This window comes from Actinomadura sp. NPDC048394, assembly GCF_040651755.1.
Classification (GTDB): domain Bacteria; phylum Actinomycetota; class Actinomycetes; order Streptosporangiales; family Streptosporangiaceae; genus Spirillospora; species Spirillospora montaniterrae.
In genome coordinates this window covers 31,934-48,124 of the sequence record NZ_JBEZJL010000056.1, presented here as the reverse complement: position 1 = coordinate 48,124, position 16,191 = coordinate 31,934, and the positions used below count along the sequence as shown (strand labels likewise).

Below are 16,191 nucleotides of genomic sequence, written 5' to 3'. Positions count from 1 at the left end.
CTCGTCGTGCCAGTGGTCCGGTCTCCGTTCCTGAGCGGGCGCCGCTCTCAGGCGGACGCCAGCATCGACGCCCACAGCTCCGTGAAGCCTGGAAGTGTCTTGCCCACCGTGCCGGGATTCTCCACCTCGACGCCCGGGACGGCCAGCCCCAGCACGGCCGCCGCCATCACCATCCGGTGGTCGTCGTAGGTGCGGAACACGCCGCCGTGCAGCGGGCGCGGGCGGATCTCCAGGCCGTCCGGCAGTTCCCGGATGTCCCCGCCGAGCCCGTTGATCTCGGTGACGAGCGCCGCCAGCCGGTCGGTCTCGTGGCCGCGCAGGTGCGCGATGCCGGTGAGCCGGGACGGGCCGTCCGCGAGCGCGGCGAGCGCCGCGAGCACCGGGGTCAGCTCGCCGACGTCGTGCAGGTCGGCGTCCAGGCCGCCGAACCCGCCGGTCCCGCGGACGGTGAGCCCGTCCGGGCCGGACGCCACGTCCGCGCCCATCCGGGCGAGCAGGTCGCGCAGCGCGTCGCCGGGCTGGGTGGTGTCGTCCGGCCAGTCCGGGACGGTGACGCGCCCGCCGGTGACGAGCGCGGCGCAGAGGAACTGGGCGGCGTTCGACAGGTCGGGCTCGATCACCCATTCGCCGCCGCGGACGGGCCCGGGCGCGACCCGCCAGACGTCGGTGTCCGTCTCGACGGTGACGCCGCGGTCGCGGAGCATCCGGACGGTCATCGCCAGGTGCGGCGCGGACGGCACCGGCGGCCCCTCGTGCCGGACCTCCACGCCCTTGCCGAACCGCGGCGCCGCCAGCAGCAGCCCGGACACCAGCTGCGACGACCCGGACGCGTCGATCGTGACCGGCCCGCCGTCGACCGCGCCGGTCCCGTGCACGGTGAACGGCAGCGCGCCGCGACCGCCGTCGTCGATGGACGCGCCGAGCGCGCGCAGCGCGGTGATGATCGGGCCCATCGGGCGCCTGCGGGCGTAGGGGTCGCCGTCGATGGCGACGTCGCCGGCGGCGAGCGCCGCGACGGGCGGGACGAACCGCATCACCGTCCCGGCGAGCCCGGCGTCCACCCGCGCCGGCCCGCGCAGCTCCTGCGGCACCGTCTGCCAGTCGGCATCCTTCTGGGGGGACGACCCCCCAGACCCCCCGGCAACGGCCTTTGCGTCTTCTCCGATGCTCGCGCCGAGCGCGCGCAGCGCGCCCGCCATCAGCTCGGTGTCGCGGCTGTGCAGCGGCCGGGTGATGCGCACCGGGTCCTCGGCGAGCGCCGCCAGGATCAGCGCCCGGTTCGTCATCGACTTGGAGCCGGGCAGCCGGACCGTGGCGTCGACCGGGCCGTCGGCCACCGGGGCGTTCCAGTGCGGAGTGGGCATGCCCCAAGGTTATCGGGCGGGCCCGGGGACGGCGCGAACCGTTATGCGGGTCAGAGCGGGATGGTCAGCAGCGTCCCGCCGCCGCCGTCCACGACCACCTGGAAGCGGCTGATCTCGGTGCGCGAGAGCGCGGTCGCGCCCTGCATCGCGAGCGGCTTCGGGGACCCGGGGACGCCGTACCCGGGCTCGGGCACGCGCCAGCCGCCGACGACCGACCGCGCCCCCGACGTCGACACCGCCTCGAGATGGCACTTCAGCGGGCCCTTGACGTTCGTCAGCTCGAACGTGACCTGCGTGCCCCACTTCTTGTTCACCAACCCGACGGTGCCGGACGCGCCGGTCCGGGCGTCCGTCGCCTGGTGCCGCTCGCCGACGATCGCCTGGGGCTGCGGCTGCGGCTTCGCTCCCTCGTCGCCGCCGAGCGTCGTCCCGACCCCCACCCCGATCGCCACCAGCGCCGCCGCGGCCGCCGCGCCCGCCCCGTACGCGACGCGCCGCATCCGCCGGTCCCGCGCCTGCCGACGCCGGACCAGGTCGATCACCGGCGCCGGCGGCCGCGCCGGTTCGCCCGGCGGCTCGGCCTCCGCCGGGTCGATCCCGGAGAGCGCCTCCGCCAGCGAGCCCATCTCCCGCAGCTCGGCCTGGCAGAGGCCGCACCCCCGCAGATGCGCCTCGAAGGCCCGCCGATCGCCGGCTTCGAGGAGCCCGAGCGCGTAGGCGCCGACATCGGTGTGCTCGACCTGGGAACTCATGAGTCCACCCCCCTCTCCTCCAAGGCGACGCGCAGGGCGCGCAGCGCGTAGTACACCCGGGACTTCACCGTCCCCACCGGGATCCCGAGGTGCTCGGCCGCCTGGTTGACCGTCCGGTCGCGCAGCACCGTCTCGGTCAGCGCCTGCCGGTGCGCGGGCGACAGCGAGGCCAGCGCCTCGGTCACCACGACCTTGCGCAGCAGGGCGTCCATCTCGTCCGCCATCGGGAGGTTCTCCAGGGGGGCGTCGCCGACCTCGGGCGGCCGGACGTCGCGGTGCCGACGGTCGTCGATCACGATACGCCGTGCCACGGTGGCCAGCCAGGGCATCAGCGAGGCCGACCGGACGTCCAGCCGGTCCGCGCTGCGCCACGCCCGGATCATCGTCTCCTGCGCCACGTCCTCCGCCCACTGCCGGTCGCCGCCGGTCAGCCGCAGCACGAACGACATCAGCGGCCGCTGGTACTCCCGGTACAGCCGCGCCACCAGCTCCTCGCCGGCCGGCGCGGGGGGCGGTCCGCCGCCCGGGCCGGGCCTGCGGAGCAGGCTCCGCAGGCCGCCGGTCCGGCGGGTCGATCCGGGTGCTGCCATGGCCGGGCGTCTCCGTGTCGGTCGAAGGACCCAGGTAGCGGGCGGGCACCAGGCAGTACGCGGCCGGCCCGGCGCGCGGTTCAACCGATTTGAGGCCGCGTTAAGGCTCCCTTCGGGAAACCGGCGCCGGGCCGCTTCCCCGCGCGGGCTCAGTGCTTGACGGCCTGCAGCACCTTGCCGGCCTGCACCGCCGTGCCGGTCCCGACCGTCCTGCCGGCCTTCGCGGCGCGGGCGGCCTGCGCGGCGGTCTGGGCCTTCACCGTCTTGCCGGCCTGGGACGCCATGCCCTGCGCCTTCCCGGCCCTGCCGGCGGCCTTGCCGCCCATGAGCCCGGCCTTGCCGCCCATCAGCCCCAGCTTGCCGCCCTTCCTGGACGCCTTGCCGAGCTTCAGGCCGCCGAGGAGCGCGCCGCCCCGGCCGGAGGCCTTCCCGGACGCGCGGCCCAGCTTCGCGCCGAACTTCGCGCCGCCGCCGCGGCCGGTCTTGGCCGCCTTCGCGGCCTGCGTCGCCGCGCCCGCCTTGATGGACTTGCCGGCCTGCGCCATCATCCCGGACGCCTTGCCGGACGCCTTCCCGGCCTTCGCGGACGCCTTGCCCAGCTTCGCGCCGAGCAGGGCACCGCCGCCGCTGCCCGCCTTGGCCGCCTTCGCGGCCTTCCGGGCGGCCTTCCGGCCGCTCTCGGCGCGGGCCACGCGGACCTGCCGGGCCGCCTCGCGGCGCGCCTCCCGCAGCGTCGCCGCCGCCTCCCGGCGCATCGCCTTGGCCTCGGCGCCCGTCCTGATCTGGGACTCGCGCGCGGCGCGGCGCAGCTCGGCGAGGCGCGGGGGGCGCCGGGGCTCGGTCGCCGAGATCAGCAGCGCGCCGAACAGCGCGGCGTTCTTCAGCAGGTGGGAGCGCTCTTCGGCACGGCGGTCGGGGTCGTCCTCGGTCCAGTAGCGGTGCTCGGTCGCCAGCGCCGGCACCATCTGCGCGGCGAGCAGCAGCGTCGTCAGCCGCCGGAACCTGCCCATGACCAGCAGCGCGCCCGTGCCGACGCTGATCGCGCCCTCGATGCGGACGAGGGTCTCGGGGTCCTTCGGCATCCAGTCGATCCGGTCGGCGATCGGCTTCACCGACGGCCCGACCTGCTCGGCGCGCGGGCGCGGATCGCGGACCGCCTCCAGACCGGTCATGATGAACGGGGCCGCCACCAGGGGGCGGGCCAGGGTCTCGATGGGTCGCATGACCCGCTACATGCCCGCCACGATGCGCCTCAAGCGCGGCAGGATGGGGACCATGTGCGGTCGATATGCCACCACCCGCGCGCGTCAGGAGCTGCTGGACGAGTTCCAGGTGCAGGTCGACGCGGCCGGCGGGGAGATCCAGCCCGACTACAACGTCGCCCCGACGAAGCAGGTCCCGGCGGTGCTCAGCCGGCGCCCGAAGGACGCCCCGGAGGACGAGGACGCGGTGCGGCAGCTCCGGACGCTGCGCTGGGGGCTCGTCCCGTCGTGGGCCAAGGACCTGTCGATCGGCTCCCGCATGATCAACGCGCGGGCCGAGACCGTCCACGAGAAGCCGTCGTACCGCCGCGCGTTCGCCAAGCGGCGCTGCCTGCTGCCCGCGGACGGCTATTTCGAGTGGTACACGCTGCAGGATTCCGACGACCCGGCGGAGGGCGAGAAGAAGGCCAAGCGGAAGCCGCAGAAGCAGCCGTTCTTCATCCGTCCGAAGGACGGCGCCGTGATGGCGATGGCGGGGCTCTACGAGCTGTGGAAGCCGCGCGACGACGAGGACGCCGACTGGCTGTGGACGTGCACGGTGATCACCACGAACGCGCCCGACGACCTCGGCCGGATCCACGACCGGATGCCGATGGTCGTGCGGCCCGACCAGTGGGACGCGTGGCTCGACCCCGAGCTGACCGACCCGGACCGGGTGCGGGGCCTGCTGGTCCCCGCGATGGCGGGCACGATGGACGCCTATCCGGTGTCGAAACTGGTCAACAGCGTGAAAAACAACGGCCCGGAACTCATAGAACCGTCCAGTGATGGGGATAGTTCCGGCAACCATTCCGGCGCGCTGTTCTGACCGCCGTACACCGGCCCCTCCCGGTTCCGGCGGCCGGAGCCGACGCTCCCGTCCGCCGGAGGGCTTTGCCCGGAGACCCCCACCGGGAGGAGTTCGGACCTCGTGGACGCAGCCGCCGCCCGTTCCCGACTGGAGTCGATGGTCGAGGATCTGGATCGGTCCATCGCCATTCTGCGGGGGGAGAGCCCGGAGCGCGACCATTCCCCGGCGGACGCCGGCTCCGGCCTTTCCGACCGCGACCGGGTCGAGGCCGCGCTCGACTCGCTGCGCCGGCACCGCGCCGCCGTCCAGGCCGCCCTGGACCGCATCGCCGCCGGCACCTACGGGCGGTGCGTCGGCTGCGGCGACCCCGTTCCGGAAGGGCGCCTGGAGGCCCGCCCCGACGCCGCCAGGTGCGTGCCGTGCCAGGCCCGGCACGACCGCCGCGGGCGCTAGCGAACGGGCGCCAGGCGCCGTCCTAGAGGCGCTTGGCGCTGGCCAGGAGGTGGAAGCCCAGCGACTCGTCCCCGGGCGGGGCGTTCAGCTCGGTCCGGACGAGGCGCGGCAGCGCGTCCGGCGACGTGGACAGCACGTGCTCCACCGTCGACGGGGACAGCGCCGTGCGCGGCCTGATCCACGCGACCTCGAGCCCGACCTCGGCGAGCAGCTCGCGGAGCTGGTCGGCGCCGAAGCAGCGGGTGATCGTCCCGTCCGGCCAGGGCACCAGGACGACCTCCGCGCTCGGCACGTCCGACAGGTGCGCCCAGTGGCTCTGCTCGGCCAGCAGCGCCATCCCGAGCGTGAGCGAGTCCACGCACAGCAGCACGCGCCCGCCGGGCCGCAACACCCGTGCGATCTCCGCGATCGTCTCCTCGGTGGCCAGGTGCCGCGACAGCACCCGGTTCTCGGCGAGGACGGCGTCCATCGACGCGCCGCCGAGGAAGGCCAGCGAGCCGGAGTCCCCGAGGACCTTGGTCGTGGCGGGTCCCGGCCCGGACGCCCCGTCACCGGACGTCCCCGCCGCGAGCGCCCCAGCGGTGCGGCGTTCCAGCAGCGGGTCGCGGACCTCGATCACGGTGTGCCCCGCCTCCGCGGCGCGCTCGGCGCAGCGCCCGTGATCGCCGGAGATGTCGAGGACGCGCGACGGCCGGCGCGGCAGCCAGCGCGCCAGCTGCGCGTCGGCCACCGCCCAGTAGAACCTCCAGTAGCGCGCCAGAGCGTCGCCCTCCGTGGGGGAGTCGCGCAGGCTGGCGATGGTGGGCTCGGGAGGTCGCGCCGGCACCGGTAGCAACGGTTTGCTCCTGTTCTCGCCGTGTATGTGGGTTCTTTCCCCGTCAGGGCCCGGTCATCACCCTCCGTGCAGGCCGGGCGGGGGCGACCCGGTCCGCTCGGGGACGTCCGGAATCTTTTCCGCGCGCGGCTCCCGGTCGGGGAATCGGCGGGCGCGTCCCGGCGTTGCACCGTCTCATAACCGTCCGCATGCGTGGTGCGGCACGACCGGACGGACCGCACCGCCCGCGCTCGCGGGCGGGGCGATGGACGAGCACACAGCGGAGGTGCAGGCCGATGACCACAGCCGTTGCCGATTACCCGCGCGGCGCGGGGGTAGTGTCCCCGCCCGGCGGCGCGCGCGCCCCCAGGGGCGTGATGAGGCAGCGCGGCCCGATATCGTCTGTGGGATACGACGCCACCAGGCCGGCCAAGGCCACGGGCGCCACAGTCAAGGGGGTGGGTCAGGTACCGGGCACCACGGAGACCGTTGAGCAGCGCCAGGAGCGGTTCCAGCGCGACGTGCTCCCGTTCTTGGACCAGCTGTACTCGGCCGCGCTGCGCATGACGCGCAACCCGGCGGACGCCGAGGATCTCGTACAGGAGACCTTCGCCAAGGCGTTCGCGTCCTTCCACCAGTTCAAGGAAGGCACCAACCTCAAGGCGTGGCTGTACCGCATCCTGACCAACACGTTCATCAACTCCTACCGCAAGCGGCAGCGCCAGCCGCAGCAGTCCGCGACCGAGGAGATCGAGGACTGGCAGCTCGCGCGCGCCGAGTCGCACACCTCCAGCGGACTGAAGTCCGCGGAGGCGGAGGCGCTCGAGCACCTGCCCGACTCCGACGTGAAGCGGGCGCTGCAGGAGCTGCCCGAGGAGTTCCGCATCGCCGTCTACCTCGCCGACGTCGAGGGCTTCGCCTACAAGGAGATCGCCGACATCATGGGCACGCCCATCGGCACGGTGATGTCGCGGCTGCACCGGGGTCGCCGGCAGCTGCGCGGGATGCTGGAGGACTACGCTCAGGACCGCGGCCTGACGCGCGCCACCGGGGGGCCGGCATGAGCCGGGGAAGCGCCGGACGCGTAGAGCGGAGCGACATGCCGGACACCGCGGCCGGGCGCGGCGCGGTGAGCGAGAGGGGTGCGTGAGCCATGAGCTGTGGCGACCACCACGAGACGTCCTGCGAAGAGGTCCTCGCGCGCGTCTACACCTACCTTGACGGCGAACTCGACCAGGGCGGCTGCGGCGAGGTCCGCGAGCACCTCGACGAGTGCGGGCCCTGCCTGCGCGAGTACGGCCTGGAAGAGGCCGTCAAGAAGATCGTGAACAAGTCCTGCGGGTGCGAGCAGGCGCCGGCCGAGCTGCGCTCGAAGGTGCTCGGCCGGATCGAGGAGATCTGCGGCGAGATCAAGGCGTCCGGCGGCGTCGCGTCCGGCGGCACCGGCGCGTCCGAGTCCGCCTGAGGACCCTCCCGCCCCGTACGGTCCGGCGCTGATCGCCCGAGCGGCGGCGGTGTCCGGGGACGGCCGGGCGCGGGCCCGATCGAGGGCGCCGCGGCTGGGTATCGTGCTGGGGTGCTCGCTCTCGTCACCGGCGCGGCCGGCTTCATCGGGTCCCATCTCGTCGACCGGCTCCTCGCCGACGGCCACGAGGTCGTCGGCGTCGACGACCTGTCGTCGGGGGCCAACCTCAACCCGTCGATCGAGCTGTGGCGGATGGACGTCGCCGACCCGGCCCTCGCCGAGCGGATGGCCGCGCGCCGCCCCGAGGTGGTCTGCCACCTGGCGGCGCAGGTGAGCGTGCGCGCGAGCGTCGCCGACCCGCTGCACGACGCGCGGGTCAACGGGCTCGGCACGGCGAACGTGCTGGAGGCGGCGCGGGCGGCGGGCAGCCGCAAGGTCGTGTTCACCTCCAGCTGCGCGGTGTACGGGGTGCCGGACGCGCTGCCCGTCCCGCCGGACGCGCCGCTGCGTCCCGCGTCGCCGTACGCGGCGTCGAAGGTGACGGGCGAGGTGTACGCCGGGATGTACCGGGCGCTGCACGGCCTCGACTTCACGACGCTGACGCTGGCGAACGTGTACGGGCCGCGGCAGACGCCGGAGGGCGAGGCCGGCGTGATCTCGATCTTCACGGACGCGCTGCTGGCGGGCCGCCCGACCCGGGTGTTCGGCGACGGCAAGCAGACCCGCGACTACGTGTACGTCCTGGACGTGGTGGACGCGTTCGCGCGCGCGGCGGGCGAGGCGGGCGGCGGCGGCCGGTTCAACGTGGGCACGGGCCTGCAGACGACCGACCGTGACCTGCACGCGCTCGTGGCCGCTGCGGTGGGCGCGCCGGACGAGCCGGAGTTCGCGCCGCCGCGCCTGGGCGACCTGCCCGCGATGGCGGTGGACCCGGGGCCGACGCGGGAGGCGCTGGGCTGGGAGCCGCGGGTGAGCCTCGTGGACGGTCTCGCCGAGACGGCCGCCTGGGCCCGCGAGCGGACGGCCTGACCGCACGGGCGGGCCGCCCGGCCCCATGAACCCGCGTGACCGGGCGGTCGGTGTCGGAGAGCTGAGGAATGCGGCTTGGTGCCATTGATGGGTTGATTCTGACCGGTTTAAGAATGCCATTTGCAGATGCACGTGCATTGAGATTGTGCAGCGGCATTGTGCGGGTACGCTCGGTGCATTAATCTCCGGCCATTGATCACTTAAAGTGACACTTGCTTCACGCTTTGCTCACGATTCCCGGCATGCCTGTGTGACCTGGGCAGTTCGCGTTAGGCTTGGGGCCGAAATCAGCGACGGGAACGCGTGCAGGCCCCGGGAATTCGGGGTATGTGCGGACCTGGGAGACCGGGGCCGTGCGGTTCCGGCGGGCCGGCCCGTGCCGGCCGACCCGGTTGACGGGGGGAGGCGGAAGCCATGCTCAAGTGCGACAGTCCGGCCCGACGAGGCCGGTGCGAGGGCGCCACGGGATCGTCGCTGATGATGCCCGAGGGCGTTTCCTGGGTCTAGGTGCCGGCAGGCACGGTCGATCCCGGCGGCGGCCCGCTCGTTCGTCACTCCCTAAGGGGCGGCAATGCGTGGACTACCTCTCGCTGCCTGGGCGTACGTGTGCGGGGTGGTCGCGCTCGCGGCCGCGGTCATCGCCACGTCGTCCTTCACGGGGGTGGACTGGACGAAGCTGGCCGTGCTGGCCCTGCTGTTCCTGATCTGCGACTCCGCGCCCGCCCGGCTCAACGTCGAGCGGGCCCGGGTCTCGCTGAGCTTCGCCGCCAGCCTGGCGGGGGTCGTGCTGCTCGGCCCGGCCGGCGCCGCACTGCTCGGCCTGTCCGCCCTGGTCACCGGGCAGCGGTTCTTCGCCCCCGAGAAGCGCGCCTTCAACGGCGCCCAGTTCGCGCTCAGCGGCTTCTGCGCCGGCACGGTCTTCGACCTGCTCGGCGGTGACCGCTTCCATCCCGAGCAGTCCCGCTGGGTGGAGAACGTCATCGGGCCCTTCCTCGGCGCCCTCGTCACCTTCGTCCTGGTCAACCTGCTGCTGATGGCGGGGGTCCTGCTGCTGTCCCGGCAGGCCGCGCCGCGCGAGCTGCTGCACGAGAGCGGCCAGCTCGCCGTCGGCTGCCTCGGCTACGGCATGGTCGGCCTGCTGATCGCCGGGCTGTGGCCGCGGATCGGCGCCTTCGCCGCCGTGCTGGTGCTGCTGCCGCTGTTCATCGCCCGGTGGGCGATGGACCAGGCGTACGTGCAGCAGCAGGCGCACGCCGCCACCCTCGCCGCGCTCTGCCAGGCCGTCGAGACCAAGGACTTCTACACCCGCGGCCACTCCGAGCGCGTCTCCCGCGGCTCGGTGATGATCGCGCAGGAGATCGGCATGCGCGCCGACCGGGTCGAGGCGATCCGGTACGCGGGCATGCTGCACGACGTCGGCAAGCTCGGCGTCCCGACGAAGGTGCTGCAGAAGTCCGGATCGCTCACCGAGGAGGAGTTCGCCGCGATCCAGCTGCACCCGATGCGCGGGCTGGAGATCGTCCGGGAGATCGGGTTCCTGGACGAGGCGCTCGCCGGGATCATGCACCACCACGAGAAGGTGAACGGCCGCGGCTACCCGATGGGCCTGGCCGGCGACGAGATCCCCGAGTTCGCGCGGGTCATCTCCGTCGCGGACGCGTTCGACTCGATGACCTCCACCCGCTCCTACCGGGCGGCCCGCACCGTCGCGGAGGCCGTGGCGGAGCTGCGCCGCGGCATGGGCGACCATTTCGACCCGGTGATGGTGGAGGCGTTCCTGCGCGCGCTGGACCGGGACGGCTGGGAGCCGCCGCGGCCCGTCGTGCTGCCGGACGACGACGTCGTCGAGACCACCCAGCAGGACCATGACGACCCGAGCGCGCCGCTGCGGGTCGCCGGAGACGAAGCACGGCGGTGACCGGACCCCCCATGAGCAGCACCCAGATCCGGGCCCGCCGCGAGCGGGCCGCATGGCAGACCATCGACTCCGGCCAGCTGCTGCTGATCGCGACCGCCGGGCTGTTCGTCGTCGTCGCGATCGCCGAGGTCGCCGCGGCCGGGCTCCGGCAGCCCAACGTCGCGATCATCTTCGGCGTGCTGATCGCGCTCGGCGAGCTGTTCCGGATGGTGATGCCCGGCAACCGGGAGGTCGCGCCGATCGCCAGCGCCGGCGCGATGGGCTACGCGCTGCTGGTCGGCATCGGCCCCGAGGGCGCCCCGCCGGACGCGCCGCTCGGCGTCGTCCCCGCCGAGCACTCCCCGCTGCAGGTCGTCGCGGTGACGTCGGTCGGGATGCTGGTCGGCTCGCTGCCGCACATCCTGGTCGGCCGCTCGCCGCGCCCCGACGCGATGGCGCGCCGGCTGTTCACCGTCGCGGTCGTGGCGCTGTGCTTCCGGCCGATGCTGACGCTCGGGCTGCCCTGGCAGCTGCTTCTCGCGGTGATGGGGCTCGTCGTCGTGCTGTCCTGCTTCACCGACGTGCTGATCGCCGCGATGATCCGGGCGGAGGCGGTGCGGGCCCGGTTCGGCATCGCGCTGCGCGACGAGATCGACGCGAAGATGGCGCTGTGCGCGGCGACCAGCGCCACCGCGATGCTGATCGCGGTCGCGACCACCGCGATGGGCGAGGCCGCGCTGCTGATCTTCACGGTGCCGATCCTCGTCACCCAGTTCGCGTTCCGCCGGTACGCGGGGATCCGCGCGACGTACCTGCAGACCGTCCGGGCCCTGTCGCGGGTCACCGAGGTCGGCGGGTACGTGGAGACGGGGCACTCGCGGCGGGTGTCGCGGCTGTCGGTGGCGATGGGCCGCGAGCTCGGCATGTCCGAGGAGGAGCTGCTGGAGCTGGAGTACGCGGCGCTGATGCACGACATCGGGCAGCTGTCGCTCGGCGACCCGATCCCCGGCGGCGCGACCGTGCTCGCGTCGCCCGCCGAGCAGCGCCGCATCGCCGAGCTCGGCGCCGAGGTCATCAAGCAGACCGGCGTGCTGGACCGGGTGGCGCACATCGTCCAGCTGTCGTCGCACCCGTACCGGACGGGCCCGGAGGCGCTCGGGGGCCCCGGCGAGGGGGAGCGGCCCGCCCCGGTGCCGCCGCTGGCCGGCCGCATCATCAAGGTCGCGAACGCCTACGACGACCTGGTGGGCGACTCCGCCGACCGGGACCGCGGCGCCGCCGTGCTGGAGCGGCTCCGGCTGGACTCGGCCGCCGAGTACGACCCGACCGTCGTGGAGGCGCTCAGCCGCGTCGTCGACCGCCGTCCCCGCCCCTGACCGCGGGCCGCGGCGCCGCGCGGGCGGTGCCCGCGGGGGCCGTTCATCGGCGGTACGGGCGGACGCGGGCCGGAACGGGGACTAGTGTCGGCCGGGTCAGGGCCGCCGGGGCAGCCGGGGCCGCGGACCGCCGATGAGGAGTCGCAGGTGTTCGAGTCCGTGCTGGTGGCGAACCGGGGTGAGATCGCCGGCCGGGTCGTGCACACCGCGCAGGCCATGGGGCTGAAGGCGATCGCGGTGTACTCCGAGGCCGACGCCGACCTGCCCTACGTCGCCGAGGCGGACGAGGCGGTGCTGATCGGCCCGGCCGACCCGGCGCGCAGCTACCTCAACGCGGCGGCGGTGCTGGAGGCCGCGCATCGCACGAACGCGCAGGCCGTCCATCCCGGCTACGGGTTCCTCGCCGAGAGCGCCGCGTTCGCGCGGGCCGTCGCCGAGCGGGACCTGGCCTGGGTGGGGCCGCCGCCGCTGGTCGTCGCCCGGATGGGCGACAAGATCAACGCCCGGAACCTGATGAAGGAGGCGGGCGTCCCGGTCTCGCCCGGCGCGTGGGAGCCGGTCCCGGACGCGGCGACCGCGCTGGAGGAGGCCGAGCGGATCGGCTACCCGGTGCTGGTGAAGCCCGCCGCCGGCGGGGGCGGCGCCGGGCTGGGCGCCGCGTACGACGAGGCGTCGCTGCGCGCCGCGTTCGAGGCGGCGCACACCGCCGCGACGCGGCTGTTCGGGCACGGTGACGTCCTGCTGGAGCGGTACGTCGAGGGCGCCCGGCACGTCGAGGTGCAGATCCTCGGCCTCGCGGACGGCGCCGTCGTCGCGCTGGGGGAGCGCGAGTGCTCCGTCCAGCGCCGGTTCCAGAAGGTCGCCGAGGAGAGCCCGTCGCCCGGGGTCGGGCCGGCGCTGCGGGAGCGGATGCTCGCCGCGGCGGTCCGCGCGGGGGAGGCCGTCGGGTACCGGGGCGCCGGGACCGTCGAGTTCCTGGTCGACCCGGTCGCGCAGGAGTTCGCGTTCCTGGAGATGACGACCCGGCTCCAGGTCGAGCATCCCGTCACCGAGCTGGTCACCGGCATCGACCTGGTCGAGCAGCAGTTCCGGATCGCGGCCGGGGAGCAGGCGGGGCCGGCCGCCGCCGCGCCGGGCGGCCACGCGATCGAGTTCCGCGTCCACGCCGAGGACCCGCGCGACTTCCGGCCCGCCACCGGCGAGATCAAGGTGTGGGAGGAGCCGGTGGGCGACGGCATCCGCATCGACGCGGGCTACCACGAGGGCAACACCGTCACGCCGTACTACGACTCGCTGCTCGCCAAGCTGTGCGTGCACGGGGACGACCGCGCGCACGCGCTGGCCCGGGCCCGCGCCGCGCTGGGCGCGTTCCGCATCGAGGGCGTGGCGACAAACCTGCCGCTCTTGGCAGAGCTGCTCGACTACCGCGAGTTCATCGACGGCACCTACGACACCGGCGTGGTGGCGCGCATGCGCGCCCGCTGACCTGGCGCGTTCCGTCAGCGGACGGGACGCGCGGCGGCGGCGTCCGCCCACCGCAGGAGGGCGTGGAACCCGGCGGGGGTGTCCGCGCCGCCCGCCGCGAGGACGGTCCCGGCCGCGTCGGTGACGACGGCGTACGGCGGCCACGGGATGCCGTTCGCGTCGTACACGGCGGGGTCGATGACCAGCGGGAGGTGGGCGACGCCGTGCTCGTCCAAGTGCCGCCGGACGTCGGGCTCGTCCGCCGCGCTCACCAGCACCACCCGCCGCCGGGCCGCGGCCTCGGCGAAGACCGGCAGCATCGTCCGGCAGAGGCCGCACGCCGGCGAGATCAGCGCGAAGACCGCCGGGGCGCCGATCTCGGCGTCCAGCGCGAAGGGCGTTCCGGGACGCGGGCCGGCGGGCGGTGAAGCCTCCGGCTCGGGCACCCCGGGCCGCGGCCGGGGCACCGCCGCGACCGCGCCGAGGAAGACCGCCGCGAGCACCGGCTGCACCGGCGAGAACGGCGCGGGCCCGGCGATCGCCGCCATGACGGCCAGCAGCAGGAGCAGCGCCGTCCGCGCCACCGACGCGGCGCCGACCGGCGCCGGGCGCCGCGCCGACCCGAAGCAGCCGCAGTCGATCCGCATGCCGCGCCGCAGCACCGAGGCCATCGCGGCGAGGAACGCCGCGAACAGTGCCGCCGCGAACAGCGCGCCCCAGCGCCGCGTGGCGGGGACGGCCAGCAGCACGGCCGCCGCCGCCTCCGCGGACAGCACCGCCACCGCCGCGGCGCGGGTCAGCCGGGCGGGCAGGACGCGGTAGGCGCCGATCGCCGCCGCGAACCCGGGCACGTCCCGGACCTTCCCGCCGGCCGCGACGACCAGCACCGCGATCACCGCCGGCCACGCCGACGCGAGGACGGTCACGCGACCTCCTGCGGGTCCGGCTGGAACGCCGACGCCTGGAGCCGGTACAGGTCGGCGTACAGGCCGTCCGCCGCGAGCAGGTCGGCGTGCGCGCCGCTCTCGGCGACGCGGCCGCGGTCCAGCACGTAGATGCGGTCGGCGAACCGGACGCTCGCCAGCCGGTGGGTGATGAGCACCACGGTCCGGCCGTCCGCGTGCCGCCGGATGCGGTCGAACAGGGCGTGCTCGGCGCGGGCGTCGAGCGCGGAGGTCGGCTCGTCGAAGATGACCAGCGCGGCGTCGCGGTAGAAGCCGCGCGCGGCGGCGATCCGCTGCCACTGCCCGCCCGACAGGTCGTGGCCGCCCCGGAAGCGCCGGTCCAGCAGCGCGTCGTACCCGTCCGGCAGCTCGCCGACGACCCGGTCCGCGCCCGCCGCCGCGGCGGCGGTGACGAGCCGGTCCTCGTCGAGCGGGCGGCCCATGACGATGTTCTCCCGGACGGTGAGCGGCCAGCGCGTGTGGTCCTGGGCGATCACGGCGATCCGGCGGCGGAGCGCGTCGCCGTCCAGGGCGGCGAGGTCGGCGTCGTCCCAGCGGACGGTCCCGGAGTCCGGCCGGTACAGCCCGGCGAGCAGCTTGGCCAGCGTCGTCTTGCCCGAGCCGTTCTCGCCGACCAGCGCGATCACCTCGCCGCGCCGCACGGTGACGCTGACGTCGGTGAGCGCCGGCGTGCTCGCGCCCGGGTACCGGAACGACACCCGGTCGGCGGTGACGCGGTGGAAGTCTTCGGCGGGCGGGGCGGCGCCGCCCGCCGGCGGCAGCCGCTCGGCGGCGAGCGCGCGGAAGTTCAGGTAGTCGCCGAAGTACAGGCCCGCCTCGTACAGCTTGTTCAGGCTCAGCACGCACGCCGCGAGCGACGACTGCCCGGCCCGGATCGCCAGCACGGCCGCGCCCGCGACCGACAGCGGGACGACGCCGCCGGCGAGCAGGCCGCCGAGCGCGCCGTAGACGGCGACGGTGGCGGCGCCGGTGAGCAGGTCGCCGGCCGCCTTCGCGCCGGTCTGGCGGCGCGCGACGTCCAGCTGGACGCGCTGCTCGAGGTCGGCGACCCGGTCGTACTCGCCGAGCAGGAAGCCGCGCAGCGTGAACGCGCGGACCTCGGCGGCGGGCTGCCGCTCGGCCATCAGGTCCGACAGCATGAACTTGCGCCGCCGCGCCGCCGACAGCCGGTAGAACGCCGCGTACCGCAGCCGCGCCGTGCGCAGCGCCGCCCAGCCCGCGGGCAGGGCCGTGACGAGCAGCAGCGGCATCAGCGCCGGGTGCAGCAGGCCGAGCGCGACGGCGGGCGCGGCCAGCCCCACCGCGCCGGTCAGCACGCTCACCGTCGTCTCGACGACGGTGGCGGTGTCGGGCACGCCGTTGTCGCGGGCCCGGCGCATCGCGTTGTGGAACTCGTGGTCGTCGAACGCGGTCAGTTCCACCCGCGTGGTCAGCTCGAACAGCCGCGTCTCCGCCCGCCGCTCGACCTGCGGCTTCAGCCGGGCCTGCGCCCAGCCGGCGGCGGCGAGCAGCGCGCCGCGCAGCCCCGCCGCCGCGCCGACCAGCGCCAGCGCGGGCAGCGCCGCGCGGACCCGCCCGGGCGTCGGCCCGGCCGCGAACAGCGACGCGAGGACGTCGGAGGTGGCCAGCAGCCCGAACGCGGTGAACACCCCGGCCGCGAGGTTGCCGCCGAGCGCGACCGCCGTGTCGCGCCGGCTCGCCTCCCACGCCAGCCGGACCGCCGCCGCGACCAGCGCCGGAAACCGCCGCAGCATCGCCGGCAGACCGGCTTTCAGCAGTTCCTCGTCGCGGCTTTCCCAATAGGTGATTTCGAGCCCCGACCTGTCGTCGGCGAGGGCCGGGGAACGTCGGAACACAGGGCCAACCTAGATCATCGAATGTCGGCTGTAAATGCCTCGTTCCACGGCCGTGTTCGGCGCTGCCGCACCGGTGACAAATCACTGTCTGGACAGCCCGCTGATCATCTGCTC

The 16,191-nt window shown here is 74.7% G+C and carries 15 protein-coding genes; 8 read left to right on the top strand and 7 right to left on the bottom strand.

Annotated features, from left to right (window positions below):
- Positions 1–47 precede the first annotated feature (47 nt).
- The 4 genes from aroA to AB0C78_RS33995 all read right to left on the bottom strand — a co-directional run bounded on the left by aroA (position 48) and on the right by AB0C78_RS33995 (position 3,929).
- Positions 48–1,364 (bottom strand): 3-phosphoshikimate 1-carboxyvinyltransferase, encoded by a 1,317-nt coding sequence (aroA, locus tag AB0C78_RS34010; protein ID WP_360756030.1) that lies wholly within the window; start codon positions 1,362–1,364, stop codon positions 48–50.
- A gap of 50 nt (positions 1,365–1,414) precedes the next feature.
- Entirely contained in the window at positions 1,415–2,116 is a 702-nt protein-coding gene (locus tag AB0C78_RS34005; protein WP_360756028.1) for a zf-HC2 domain-containing protein, read from the bottom strand.
- Positions 2,113–2,601, bottom strand: coding sequence for a sigma-70 family RNA polymerase sigma factor (locus AB0C78_RS34000; RefSeq protein ID WP_360756068.1), 489 nt, complete (start codon positions 2,599–2,601; stop codon positions 2,113–2,115). The genes AB0C78_RS34005 and AB0C78_RS34000 overlap by 4 nt, the downstream gene beginning before the upstream one ends.
- A gap of 254 nt (positions 2,602–2,855) precedes the next feature.
- Positions 2,856–3,929 (bottom strand): DoxX family protein, encoded by a 1,074-nt coding sequence (locus AB0C78_RS33995; protein WP_360756026.1) that lies wholly within the window; start codon positions 3,927–3,929, stop codon positions 2,856–2,858.
- Between AB0C78_RS33995 and AB0C78_RS33990 the strand changes: the two genes are divergently transcribed.
- Both AB0C78_RS33990 and AB0C78_RS33985 read left to right on the top strand, forming a co-directional pair.
- Positions 3,928–4,776: an SOS response-associated peptidase gene (locus AB0C78_RS33990; RefSeq protein WP_360756024.1), complete on the top strand. Its 849-nt coding sequence runs from the start codon at positions 3,928–3,930 to the stop codon at positions 4,774–4,776. The two genes, AB0C78_RS33995 and AB0C78_RS33990, sit on opposite strands and share 2 nt — an antisense overlap.
- A 102-nt stretch (positions 4,777–4,878) precedes the next feature.
- On the top strand, positions 4,879–5,211 hold the full coding sequence (locus AB0C78_RS33985) for a TraR/DksA C4-type zinc finger protein (protein WP_360756022.1): 333 nt from the start codon (positions 4,879–4,881) through the stop codon (positions 5,209–5,211).
- A 22-nt stretch (positions 5,212–5,233) separates the two neighbouring features.
- On the opposite strand, the gene AB0C78_RS33980 is transcribed toward AB0C78_RS33985, so the two are convergent.
- Complete coding sequence (locus tag AB0C78_RS33980; protein WP_360756020.1) at positions 5,234–6,037, bottom strand: methyltransferase domain-containing protein; 804 nt, start codon at positions 6,035–6,037, stop codon at positions 5,234–5,236.
- Between the two features lie 446 nt (positions 6,038–6,483).
- Between AB0C78_RS33980 and AB0C78_RS33975 the strand changes: the two genes are divergently transcribed.
- The 6 genes from AB0C78_RS33975 to AB0C78_RS33950 all read left to right on the top strand — a co-directional run bounded on the left by AB0C78_RS33975 (position 6,484) and on the right by AB0C78_RS33950 (position 13,277).
- Positions 6,484–7,089: a sigma-70 family RNA polymerase sigma factor gene (locus AB0C78_RS33975; protein WP_151541343.1), complete on the top strand. Its 606-nt coding sequence runs from the start codon at positions 6,484–6,486 to the stop codon at positions 7,087–7,089.
- 89 nt (positions 7,090–7,178) lie between these two features.
- Complete coding sequence (rsrA, locus tag AB0C78_RS33970) at positions 7,179–7,490, top strand: mycothiol system anti-sigma-R factor (protein WP_151541342.1); 312 nt, start codon at positions 7,179–7,181, stop codon at positions 7,488–7,490.
- A 111-nt stretch (positions 7,491–7,601) separates the two neighbouring features.
- On the top strand, positions 7,602–8,519 hold the full coding sequence (locus AB0C78_RS33965) for an NAD-dependent epimerase/dehydratase family protein (protein ID WP_151541341.1): 918 nt from the start codon (positions 7,602–7,604) through the stop codon (positions 8,517–8,519).
- Positions 8,520–9,090: 571 nt separating this feature from the next.
- Positions 9,091–10,437, top strand: coding sequence for an HD-GYP domain-containing protein (locus tag AB0C78_RS33960; RefSeq protein ID WP_360756015.1), 1,347 nt, complete (start codon positions 9,091–9,093; stop codon positions 10,435–10,437).
- Between the two features lie 11 nt (positions 10,438–10,448).
- On the top strand, positions 10,449–11,792 hold the full coding sequence (locus AB0C78_RS33955; protein WP_360756013.1) for an HD domain-containing phosphohydrolase: 1,344 nt from the start codon (positions 10,449–10,451) through the stop codon (positions 11,790–11,792).
- A 147-nt stretch (positions 11,793–11,939) separates the two neighbouring features.
- Entirely contained in the window at positions 11,940–13,277 is a 1,338-nt protein-coding gene (locus AB0C78_RS33950; RefSeq protein ID WP_360756010.1) for a biotin carboxylase N-terminal domain-containing protein, read from the top strand.
- Between the two features lie 14 nt (positions 13,278–13,291).
- Here the strand turns inward: AB0C78_RS33950 and AB0C78_RS33945 are convergent, their stop codons facing one another.
- Positions 13,292–14,182 carry a MauE/DoxX family redox-associated membrane protein gene (locus AB0C78_RS33945; protein ID WP_360756008.1) on the bottom strand — a complete coding sequence of 297 codons (891 nt, stop codon included), beginning with the start codon at positions 14,180–14,182 and terminating at the stop codon, positions 13,292–13,294.
- Entirely contained in the window at positions 14,179–16,077 is a 1,899-nt protein-coding gene (locus AB0C78_RS33940; RefSeq protein ID WP_360756005.1) for an ABC transporter ATP-binding protein, read from the bottom strand. Before AB0C78_RS33940 ends, AB0C78_RS33945 begins: the two co-directional genes overlap by 4 nt.
- Positions 16,078–16,191 lie beyond the last annotated feature (114 nt).